At 42.8% G+C, this 11,207-nt stretch carries 11 protein-coding genes; 7 read left to right on the top strand and 4 right to left on the bottom strand.

Features of this window, described 5'->3' with window-relative positions; all coding sequences use genetic code 11:
* From L634_RS0109075 to L634_RS0109065, 3 genes are all read left to right on the top strand, one after another.
* Positions 1 to 509, top strand: a 509-nt coding sequence (locus L634_RS0109075; RefSeq protein WP_026582175.1) for an aldehyde dehydrogenase family protein, incomplete at its 5' end; no start/stop codon positions are given.
* 123 nt (positions 510 to 632) lie between these two features.
* The gene (locus L634_RS0109070; protein ID WP_026582174.1) at positions 633 to 1,832 is read left to right on the top strand and encodes an ornithine--oxo-acid transaminase; all 1,200 of its coding nucleotides are present in this window, start codon (positions 633 to 635) and stop codon (positions 1,830 to 1,832) included.
* 113 nt (positions 1,833 to 1,945) lie between these two features.
* Positions 1,946 to 3,232 (top strand): Glu/Leu/Phe/Val family dehydrogenase, encoded by a 1,287-nt coding sequence (locus L634_RS0109065; RefSeq protein WP_026582173.1) that lies wholly within the window; start codon positions 1,946 to 1,948, stop codon positions 3,230 to 3,232.
* Between the two features lie 307 nt (positions 3,233 to 3,539).
* Here L634_RS0109065 and L634_RS0109060 read toward each other — a convergent pair whose 3' ends face one another.
* On the bottom strand, positions 3,540 to 3,773 hold the full coding sequence (locus L634_RS0109060) for a DUF378 domain-containing protein (RefSeq protein WP_026582172.1): 234 nt from the start codon (positions 3,771 to 3,773) through the stop codon (positions 3,540 to 3,542).
* 194 nt (positions 3,774 to 3,967) lie between these two features.
* Between L634_RS0109060 and L634_RS0109055 the strand changes: the two genes are divergently transcribed.
* From L634_RS0109055 to L634_RS0109045, 3 genes are all read left to right on the top strand, one after another.
* Entirely contained in the window at positions 3,968 to 5,131 is a 1,164-nt protein-coding gene (locus L634_RS0109055; RefSeq protein ID WP_026582171.1) for an iron-containing alcohol dehydrogenase, read from the top strand.
* A gap of 234 nt (positions 5,132 to 5,365) precedes the next feature.
* Positions 5,366 to 6,715: a glucose-6-phosphate isomerase gene (locus tag L634_RS0109050; RefSeq protein WP_026582170.1), complete on the top strand. Its 1,350-nt coding sequence runs from the start codon at positions 5,366 to 5,368 to the stop codon at positions 6,713 to 6,715.
* Positions 6,716 to 6,840: 125 nt separating this feature from the next.
* Positions 6,841 to 7,248 (top strand): YugN-like family protein, encoded by a 408-nt coding sequence (locus L634_RS0109045; protein ID WP_026582169.1) that lies wholly within the window; start codon positions 6,841 to 6,843, stop codon positions 7,246 to 7,248.
* On the opposite strand, the gene L634_RS0109040 is transcribed toward L634_RS0109045, so the two are convergent.
* The 3 genes from L634_RS0109040 to L634_RS34260 form a co-directional block, all read right to left on the bottom strand.
* On the bottom strand, positions 7,245 to 8,243 hold the full coding sequence (locus tag L634_RS0109040) for a potassium channel family protein (protein WP_026582168.1): 999 nt from the start codon (positions 8,241 to 8,243) through the stop codon (positions 7,245 to 7,247). The two genes, L634_RS0109045 and L634_RS0109040, sit on opposite strands and share 4 nt — an antisense overlap.
* A 103-nt stretch (positions 8,244 to 8,346) precedes the next feature.
* Positions 8,347 to 8,496 (bottom strand): hypothetical protein, encoded by a 150-nt coding sequence (locus L634_RS33800; RefSeq protein ID WP_198029736.1) that lies wholly within the window; start codon positions 8,494 to 8,496, stop codon positions 8,347 to 8,349.
* A gap of 189 nt (positions 8,497 to 8,685) precedes the next feature.
* Positions 8,686 to 8,889, bottom strand: coding sequence for a hypothetical protein (locus L634_RS34260; RefSeq protein WP_026582167.1), 204 nt, complete (start codon positions 8,887 to 8,889; stop codon positions 8,686 to 8,688).
* A 369-nt stretch (positions 8,890 to 9,258) separates the two neighbouring features.
* On the opposite strand from L634_RS34260, the gene L634_RS0109025 reads away from it, so the two are divergent.
* Positions 9,259 to 11,079, top strand: a complete 1,821-nt coding sequence (locus L634_RS0109025) for a Xaa-Pro dipeptidyl-peptidase (protein ID WP_026582166.1) — start codon at positions 9,259 to 9,261, stop codon at positions 11,077 to 11,079.
* The last annotated feature ends 128 nt before the right edge of the window (positions 11,080 to 11,207 follow it).

Genomic DNA, 11,207 nt, shown 5'->3' with positions numbered 1-11,207 from the left:
TAACACAGGGCAACCCGGAAGACCAAAGCAATTTCATGGGTCCTGTCATTGACCAGAGCGCATTTGACAAGATCATGAGCTATATCGAAATCGGCAAAGAAGAAGGCAAGCTGATGACAGGCGGAGAAGGAGACAGCTCTAAAGGCTTCTTCATCAAACCGACTGTATTCGCCGATCTGGANCCGGAAGCACGCCTGATGCAGGAAGAAATNTTCGGGCCGGTTGTCGGCTTCACAAAAGCAAAAGACTTCGACCATGCGCTTGAAATTGCGAACAATACAGAATACGGCTTAACAGGTGCAGTGATCACGAAGAACCGGGATCATATCCAAAAAGCGCGTGAAGATTTCCATGTTGGAAACCTTTACTTCAACCGCGGATGTACAGGCGCAATCGTTGGTTACCAGCCATTCGGCGGATTCAACATGTCAGGAACGGACTCAAAAGCAGGCGGCCCTGATTACATTCTGCTTCATATGCAGGCGAAAACAACTTCTGAAATGTACTAAGACTTTTTTCAAAGCATGCACAGGATTTTGATATCCTGTGCATGCTATAAACGCTAATAGTTTAAAGAGGAATAGCATAACGTTACAATTTAAGGGACTATTCTGTAAAAGGAGGAAATTTAATTGACTGAAGCGACAAAATCAAACTCACTTATTGAACAAACTGAAAAGTATGGTGCCAACAACTATCATCCGCTTCCAATCGTTATTTCAAAAGCGGAGGGTGTTTGGGTAGAAGATCCTGAAGGCAATAAGTACATGGATATGCTAAGTGCCTATTCTGCTGTGAACCAGGGACATCGCCATCCGAAAATTATCCAGGCGCTGAAGGATCAGGCTGACCGTGTAACTTTAACATCTCGAGCTTTCCATAACGATCAGCTAGGGCCTTGGTACGAAATGATCTGCGAACTGACAAATAAGGAAATGGCCCTTCCGATGAATACAGGTGCAGAAGCAGTTGAAACGGCGATCAAAGCCGCACGCCGCTGGGCTTATGATGTCAAAGGCGTAGCTGACAATCAGGCTGAAATCATTGCTTGTGTTGGAAACTTCCATGGCCGTACAATGACAGCGGTTTCCCTTTCTTCTGAAGAAGAATATAAGCGAGGATTTGGCCCAATGCTTCCTGGCATAAAGCTAATTCCTTATGGTGACCTTGAAGCGCTTAAAGAGGCAATCACTGAAAACACGGCTGCTTTCTTAATTGAACCTATTCAAGGGGAAGCTGGGATTGTTATTCCTCCAGAAGGTTTCTTAAAACAGGCGTTTGAAACTTGTAAAGAAAACAATGTCTTGTTTATTGCAGATGAGATCCAGGCTGGTCTAGCTCGATCAGGAAAAATGTTTGCATGTGAATGGGAAGATGTTGATCCGGATATGTACATCCTTGGAAAGGCGCTCGGTGGCGGAGTATTCCCGATCTCATGCGTGGTCGCGAATAAAGATGTTCTTGGCGTTTTCAACCCTGGATCACATGGTTCAACATTTGGCGGAAACCCGATGGCATGTGCAGTATCGGTTGCATCCATGAATGTGCTTGTTGAAGAAAAGCTTGCAGAGCGTTCACTGAAGCTTGGCGAATATTTCATGGGCAAATTAAAGGAAATTAATAACCCTGTTATCAAAGAAGTGCGCGGACGCGGATTGTTTATCGGTGTTGAACTGAATGAACCTGCACGCAAATATTGCGAAGCACTGAAAGAAGAAGGATTGCTTTGCAAAGAGACGCATGATACAGTAATCCGTTTTGCCCCTCCATTAGTGATTTCCGAGGAAGAGCTGGATTGGGCTATTGAAAGAATCAAGAAGGTATTAAGCTAATTCCAGGTTTTCGGGCAATTGGACCCTGCATCTATAGCAAAGGTGCAGGGATTCCCGTTATCATATTATTGCTGTAATTTTCCTAAATAATTATTAATTCAAGAGGTGCCATTATGGGAGCTGCAGGAGTAGCTGGTAAACAAACTGAACAAAAATTGGAAGAGTCTTTAAATTTATTTACTTCAACCCAAGTTGTAATCAAAGAGGCTTTAAACAAGCTAGGTTATTCGGATGAAATGTATGAGCTGCTTAAAGAACCGCTAAGGATGCTTACGGTGAGAATTCCGGTAAGGATGGACGACGGATCCATAAAAATCTTTACAGGGTATCGTTCACAGCATAATGATGCGGTAGGTCCGACGAAAGGCGGAGTCCGTTTCCACCCTGAAGTGAATGAAGATGAAGTGAAGGCGTTATCCATGTGGATGAGTTTAAAGTGCGGGATTGTGGATTTGCCTTATGGCGGAGGAAAAGGCGGTATCATCTGTGATCCGAGAACAATGTCAATGGGAGAACTTGAACGCCTAAGCCGAGGATATGTCCGGGCAATCAGCCAGATCGTTGGGCCAACAAAAGATATACCGGCTCCGGATGTTTACACAAACTCGCAAATCATGGCTTGGATGATGGATGAATATAGCCGCCTTCGCGAATACGATTCTCCTGGATTTATCACCGGCAAACCGCTTGTTCTCGGCGGATCCCAAGGAAGAGAAAAAGCGACTGCACAAGGCGTAGTAATCTGTATCGAGGAAGCTGCGAAAAAACGAGGCATTTCAATTGAAGGTGCCAGTGTGGCAGTTCAGGGATTCGGAAATGCGGGAAGCTTCCTGGCTAAATTTATGCATGATGCTGGCGCAAAAGTGGTAGCCATTTCTGATGCCTATGGTGCATTGTATGATCCAGATGGACTTGATATCGATTATCTTCTGGATAGACGAGATAGCTTTGGAACGGTGACGACCTTATTTGATAACACTTTGACAAATGAAGAATTGCTGGAACTCGAGTGCGATATCCTGGTTCCTGCGGCTGTTTCCAATCAGATTACCGCTGCTAATGCCCATAATATCAAGGCTTCAATCGTTGTGGAAGCTGCAAACGGCCCGACGACTCTTGAGGCTACAAAAATTCTTTCGGACCGCGGCATTCTTCTTGTTCCTGATGTATTGGCCAGCTCCGGCGGTGTTACGGTTTCCTATTTTGAATGGGTGCAAAATAACCAGGGTTATTACTGGACGGAAGAAGAGGTTACAGAGAAGCTTCGAAAAGTGCTTGTTCAGGCTTTTGAAAATGTGTACCAAACTTCACAGCAGAGAAAAGTCAACATGCGTCTTGCTGCATACATGGTTGGCGCCCGGAAAATGTCTGAAGCCTCGCGCTTTAGAGGCTGGGTCTAAAATCTCTTTTGCTTACTTAAAAGAAGGCTGTGTTAATGCTAAATGTTGATTTAGCACCATATTGATTGGAGCGGCAGGCTCGAGGTCCTCGAAAATGCATCCGCATTTTCTTCGTGCGATGTGCATTCGGGGAAGCTTATTCAAAGTCTTGCGGGATCAAAGGGAGACCCCGCAGGTGCAAGGCACCGAGGAGCGTCGGATCGCCCGCGAAAGCTTGAGTGCCTGCAGTGGAAATCAACTCTCAAGTTTAACAGAGCCTAAAAGAAAAATCCTTGCACATATGTGCAAGGATTTTTTTGCGTCGCTGTTAGCGGGTTGGTTTTGCCTCAGGCTCTCTTTCCAGTTCCTCATTTGGTTTGAATAATAAACCTAAATTAATTAAACCGGCAATGCCTACAAGACCATATATAATTCTTGAAAGGGCTGAATTCTGGCCGCCAAAAATAGCTGCCACCAGATCAAATTGGAAAAATCCAATTAATCCCCAATTAATTGCGCCAATAATGGTAAGAACAAGTGCAATACGCTGAATGCCACTCATGATGTTTCCTCCTTAATAATATAGGTTCATCATTAGCTTGGTTTGCCCGTGTGGAAAATATTCATCGTGCCAAGCCAAAAAGAGAATAATGCTATGGGACCATTTTGCAGGGAAAAATCAAGGGCTGCCAAATCGTACTTTTTGCAATGGCATGTAAATTAAAAGATAATAATTTGAGAAAAGGAGATGATAAGATGCAAAATTTCACATTTTATAATCCGACTAAATTAATTTTTGGAAAAGGCCAGATAGACCAATTACAGAAAGAAATTCCGCAATACGGCAATAAAGTTCTGGTTGTTTACGGCGGCGGAAGCATTAAGCGCAATGGTTTATACGATAAAGTAATGGCGCAGTTAGACGAAATGGATGCAGAGGTATTTGAACTTTCTGGCGTTGAACCAAATCCAAGAATCTCAACTGTCCGCAAAGGCGTTGATATTTGCAGAAATGAAGGCATTGATTTCCTTCTCGCTGTAGGCGGAGGCAGTGTAATCGACTGTACAAAGGCGATCGCTGCGGGTGCCAAATATGATGGGGATGCATGGGATTTAGTAATAAAGAAAGCTTTTGCTTCTGAAGCGCTTCCTTTTGGAACTGTTTTGACTCTGGCTGCCACTGGTTCTGAAATGAATGCCGGATCTGTCATAACAAACTGGGAAACAAATGAAAAATACGGATGGGGAAGCCCTGTAACATTCCCGAAATTCTCAATCCTTGATCCCGAGAATACCTATACAGTACCAAGGGATCAAACGGTATATGGAATCGTGGATATGATGTCCCATGTTTTTGAGCATTATTTCCATCTTGAGGAAAACACGGATTTTCAGGATCGTATGTGCGAATCTTTGCTGATTACCATTATGGAAACAGCTCCTAAGCTGCTTGAAAACCTTGAAAGCTACGAGCACCGGGCAACGATCCTATATAGCGGTACAATGGCACTGAATGGAATTCTGAATATGGGTTACCGCGGTGATTGGGCAACACACAATATAGAACATGCTGTATCGGCTGTTTACGATATTCCTCATGGAGGAGGCCTTGCGATTCTGTTCCCGAACTGGATGAAGCATAACCTCAATGTAAAGCCTGAAAGGTTTAAACAGCTGGCTGTTCGCGTGTTTAATGTGGATCCTGCAGGAAAAACAGATGAGGAGGCAGCGCTTGAAGGCATTGAGAAACTGCGCGAATTCTGGAACAGCATTGGTGCACCTTCACGCCTTGCAGACTATGATATCGACGACAGCAAGCTCGAATTGATGGCAGACAAAGCTACAATCAATGGTGATTTCGGCAATTTTGCTAAATTAAACCACAATGATGTAATGGCAATCTACCGAGCATCATTATAAGAGAAGAAATATTTTTATGCCGGGACTCTGCTAAAAGCAGGGTCCCTTTGACATTTTTCGGGAGGAACAAACAAACTTCATTCATACGTAAAAAATATGTCAAAAATGGACACGCTTACAATGTAGGATGATTCTTGATTATGCTTAAAGCATTCGTTAAAGTGGTATAAGGAGTAACAGCTGCGGTTTCTTTACCGTTAAATGCTGTTTAAATTTAAAAAATGGAGGACATTCATGACACACGTTCGTTTTGATTATTCAAAAGCACTTCCTTTTTTTGGCGAACATGAAATTACATACCTGCAGGATGCTGTGAAGGTAGCGCATCATTCACTTCATGAGCAAACAGGAGCGGGCAGCGACTTTTTAGGCTGGATTGACCTGCCTGTAAATTACGACAAAGAAGAATTCTCCCGCATCCAAAAAGCGGCTGAAAAAATTAAAAGCGACTCCGATGTGCTGGTTGTCATCGGCATTGGCGGCTCTTATTTGGGAGCGCGTGCGGCAATTGAAATGCTGCAGCACAGCTTTTATAATGCGCTCCCTAAGGAAAAGCGCGGCACTCCGCAAGTTCTATTTGCCGGAAACAATATAAGCTCTGCGTATATGAAGGATTTAATGGATCTTCTTGATGGAAAAGACTGGTCCATCAACGTTATCTCCAAATCCGGTACAACGACTGAACCTGCACTTGCATTCCGTATTTTCCGCAAAATGCTGGAAGAAAAATATGGTGTGGAAGAAGCGCGTAAACGCATCTATGCAACAACAGATAAAGCACGCGGAGCTTTAAAAACACTTGCAACAGAAGAGGGCTATGACTCATTCATCATTCCGGATGATGTTGGAGGCCGGTATTCTGTTTTAACAGCTGTTGGTTTACTTCCGATTGCGGTAAGTGGAGCGAACATTGAAGATATGATGAATGGTGCTGCACAGGCACGTGAAGACTTCAGCAAATCTGAACTTCAGGAAAACGCAGCATACCAGTACGCTGCAGTCCGCAACGTTTTATATAATAAAGGAAAGACAATTGAAATGCTGATCAACTATGAGCCAGGACTTCAATATTTTGCAGAATGGTGGAAGCAGCTATTCGGTGAAAGTGAAGGAAAAGACCAGAAAGGAATTTTCCCTTCTTCCGCAAACTTCTCAACTGACCTTCATTCACTTGGGCAGTATGTACAGGAGGGACGCCGTGACCTTTTTGAAACGGTTATTAAAGTGGAAGAATCACGCCATGAGCTTACAATTGAGGAAGCCGAAAACGATCTCGATGGCCTTAACTACCTTGCAGGCAAGTCAGTAGACTTTGTAAATAACAAAGCCTTTGAAGGAACAATGCTTGCACATACTGATGGCGGAGTGCCAAACCTAATCGTTTCCATACCAAAAATGGATGCCTACACATTTGGCTATCTGGTATACTTCTTTGAAAAAGCCTGCGCAATGAGCGGCTACCTTTTAGGAGTTAACCCATTTGACCAGCCTGGAGTGGAAGCATATAAAGTAAACATGTTTGCTTTATTAGGCAAGCCTGGATTCGAAGAGAAAAAAGCTGAACTTGAAAAGAGATTAAAGTAATAAAAGGGAAGAAGCGTCTGCCTGCGGGTAGGCGTTTTTTTCACATCATTCTGCCCAAAATTGAATTCATGATATCCCTTTCTTTGGAGAAACTAAGCAAAAAGCATGGAAAGGGGATGGATGCAGTGATTGAGATACCTTCAAAAGTGGAAGGGAAACACTTTGATCTATATAAGCTTGAACAAGCCCTAAAACCGATTGGCTATTCGATAGGCGGGAATTGGGATTATGACCATGGGGCTTTTGATTATAAAATTGACGAAGAGGTAGGCTACCAATTTTTGCGGGTTCCTTTCAGCGCGATTGATGGACAGCTGGATGATCGAAGCTGTACAGTGGAATTGGGCAGGCCGTTTTTGCTTTCCCATAAATATCAGCGCGGTCTGGACGACCACGCCTATACTGGGAATTTTACCGGCTCCTTTGACCAATTTTCAGAGCCTGTCGATAAGGATGCAAGCTTTCCGAAAGAATACATTGATCTTGGCAAATCGCTGGTCCAGGAGCTGGAATCTGTTTTATTAAGGGGCTAGCCGAGTATGACAATCAGCTGGTCCTCTTGAAGAATTTTAAAGGGCTGGGGAGGATTAACCAATGTTTCTTCCCCTCTTTTTACTCCTATTAAAAGAATGCCGTCTTTCATTAGCTCAGCGCTGAGTTCAGCAAACGTTTTATTTGCTACTTCTTCTGAAGCAGGCTGAAAGGATAATTTCCTTTTATCAAGCTGTCCGAGCAAATCCAGGAAAGAAGTAACCAATTCCTGCGAGGAAATGCTATTGATCATGACAAAGCTTGTAAGGACATTTGTCTGAACAATTTCATCTGCACCTGCTCTTTTTGCATTTGCTGCCTGCTCGGAAGTCAATATTTCTACAATACATTGAATATCCCGGTTCAATCCTTTAATAGCCAGCAGGGTCAAGATGGAATTCATATCTGCATGAAGTTCATCTTTATTCTGATCGGCTGTAATAATCACCTTTTGAGCATCCAAAATATTAGATTTGATTAATACATCATCCCGATTTGAACGGCCTCGGATAAAATGCACATTATTAAATGGGACAGGATTGGTCTTAAGTGTTTCATCTATTAAGGTGATAGAATAATTCATTCCATCCTTCCCATTCCCCAGTGCATTGATTATTTCTCTCGAACGTTCATTCCATCCAATTACAATGATATGGTCTTTGCCTTTGTACTGAACTTTCCCTTCAAGAAAATCATTTTGCCTGGTAACAGCTGCAGTAGCCAGCGATATAAAATAGGTGGACAAAAAGCCTGCACCTGTTAAGATTAATGCTATTCCAACTATGCGGCCAAAGACAGTTTCAGGGACAAAGTCGCCAAACCCAACGGTAGAAGCGGTAACAATAGCCCACCATATGCCATCAAAAATAGTTGGAAAGGTTTTTGGCTCTATGATATGAATTAATCCACCGTAAAAAAGGATAACAACAAGGGCAATAAGCAAGATCCTGATAACTAGCGGCAATCGGATAAAATTGTAATATAGCTGCTGCGGCACAATTATACACTCCCAATTACAAAGTAATTAAAAATAGGCAAGCGGCAAGTTAAACAACCTGCCGCCGCCCCCTTAATATAAAAAAAGCCATGGCAATAGTTACTCAATTAAGAATATCGTCTATTGCACGGCTCAGTAGCTGAATGTCCTTTGATATTTCGTTTTTTACGTCTTCAATCTCGCACCTTTCATATTCATCCATGAGAAGGGAGAGTTCTCTTTTTAAGATGACGGCCTCCTGTTCAAAATCCATGATGACTCCCTCCTTTAGGGATATATAGGACTATCTGCCAGATAAGTTAAAATCCGTGTTATGTTACAATTATGTTACCCTTTTTCCTTGCAATTTAAACGGTTCCGCAGAAATAATCGGATAAAATTTGAACGAATATCATTTACCCTCCTATAATGCTTCTAAACACACATTTTATACTAATCTCTGTTAAATTTGCCTGTTGATTTCCGCTGCAGCCAGTATGCCTGCATCCTGGAAGGATACATGGCGCTGATACAGAACGAATTCTGAAGGTGTACCAATCCGTCCAGCGGCTGCAAGAGCGGTTTCCGGCACAATATTCGGCTGTCCATCAATTGTATTCTTATAAATTGCGGTTGCATTTTCCCGCGCTGTACCTACTATATCCAAGTTGAAGTTTGCAATGCTCCGATCTAATTCATCTTCGCAATTGGCTTACATAATGCTCAGAACCATGCAGTCCAATTTCTCCTGCACCAACAAATGCAAATCTATTATCCTATCAGTTTTTTTTTTTTTTTTGTGAGACAAAAGGATTATTTTTCAATTGAAAGGTTAGAAAAAAGGTAGATTTATAGTACCGATTTGTACAATTTTAGAAAAAATCCGATTTAACCATGACTTTAGAACTGGATCAGAGCCACTTTTCTTAGAACTCTTTTCCAAAAACAGGCCTTTCGACTATCGAATTTTCTACAAATTTCTCCTATTCTGAAAACTATAATAAGGTTCTGATCGTTTACATAGAGGAGGAAGTCTATGAAAAAAACAGCCTTAAAAGTACTGATGACATCGGCAATCGCTTTTCCGCTGATCTCTGGCGGATCGATGTCTGCACAGGGAGAAATCGGAAAGCCAATCACTGCCTCAGCCGAGACACAAATCAAAATTAAAGATGGAATGACACAGCCTGTTTTTTCTTTAAATGAAGCCATTGTTGAAAGGGTTTTCGTAGAAACTGCGACAGACAGTGATGGAGATGGGAAACTGGATCGGGTAAGGGCGGATATTATCAGGCCGAAGGAAACAGAAGAGGGATTAAAGGTCCCAGTCATTTATGAGATGAGCCCTTACAGGTCGGGTATTAAACATGTTCCTGTCTATGACGTAGATGTGGAACTGAATTCCGTTCCGCAAAAGGGGAAGGGGCTCGGTGAAAGAGGAAAGCCGCAGGCAAATCTCCCTGGGTATTATGATGACTACTTTGTTCCAAGAGGGTATGCGGTAGTTCTTGCTGAAAGCGTCGGAACAGGACTTTCGGACGGCTGTCCAACAACTGGTGATGAGCATGAGATCCTTGGCACACGTGCAGTAATTGATTGGCTTAATGGACGTGCCAAAGCCTTTGATGCAGAAGGACAGGAAATACAAGCGGACTGGTCTACAGGGAATGTCGGCATGACAGGGGTTTCCTATAATGGAACATTGCCAAATGCGGCGGCAGCAACAGGGGTTGAAGGCCTGAAAACGATTGTGCCAATAGCTGCAATAAGCAGCTGGTATGACTACTACCGTTCAAATGGGGCTGTCATTGCTCCAGGAGGGTATCAGGGTGAGGATGCAGATAATATGGCTGAAGCCATTTTAACCAGAGAAAACCCTGAAGCGTGCAGCAATGTTATTAAGCAATTAACTGAAGGCCAGGACAGGGAAACTGGGGATTACAACGAATTTTGGAGCAAGAGAGATTATACGAAGGATGCGGATAAAGTAAAAGCCAGTGTTTTTGTAGTACACGGATTAAATGATTGGAATGTAAAAACAAAGCATTTCTCCGATTGGTGGAAAGCTCTTGGGGAAAATGATGTTCCAAGGAAAATGTGGCTCCATCAAGGCGGACATTCCAGCCCCTACAGCTTTAGGCGTGATGTTTGGCTCCCAGTTTTAAATAAATGGTTCGATTACTGGCTTTATGATATTAAAAATGATGTGATGGATGAACCGATGGTTGATATTCAGCGGGAGGATAAAACTTGGCATACAGAGGCAAACTGGCCAGCTGAAGGAACAGATGAAACGAAATTGCATTTTAACCCTGCTTCTGATGGAAGCGGTGGCAGCTTAGAACTGCAGCCGGTGCCAAACAAAAATAAGAACAATCAGCATTTCATAGACGATGCCTCTGCCAAGGCTGAGGAGCTGGCTTTAGATCCTGATTCTGCATCAGCAAATAGACTTGTCTATTTGACATCTCCTTTAGAAAAAAATGTGCGTATGAGCGGGACCCCAGAGGTTGAAATCCGTGCAAGCATTGACCGGAAAACTGCCAACTTAACTGCCCTGCTTGTTAAGTATGGGGAAGGAAAGACGGAAATTGTTACAAGAGGCTGGACGGATCCGCAAAATCTTCATGCTGAAAATAAATCTGCCAGCTTAACGCCAAACCGTGAATACACCTTTACATGGGAGATGCAGCCGGATGATTATGTATTTCAAAAAGGAGACCGGCTGGGAGTAGTGATTCTATCAAGTGATTACAATTATACACTTAGACCGGAAGCAGGCACTAAAATAACCATTGACCCTGAAAGAAGCCATATAGTCCTGCCTGTACAGGGAGGAGCAAGTGCATTACAGTAGGGAATCGGCTTTTGGTCCCCTTCTCTCCTAATATTTTAGGATAAAAGAATCATTGTCACGAATGAATATCTTGAATTAAAATTAATTCTATCTTATAAATATACAAAACTATTTCACCAGGAGGTACA

The sequence above is a fragment of the Bacillus sp. J33 genome (assembly GCF_000518885.1).
Lineage (GTDB): Bacteria > Bacillota > Bacilli > Bacillales > Cytobacillaceae > Cytobacillus.
Note: the sequence above shows the minus strand (reverse complement) of the source record. Positions and strands in the feature narration are given on the sequence as shown.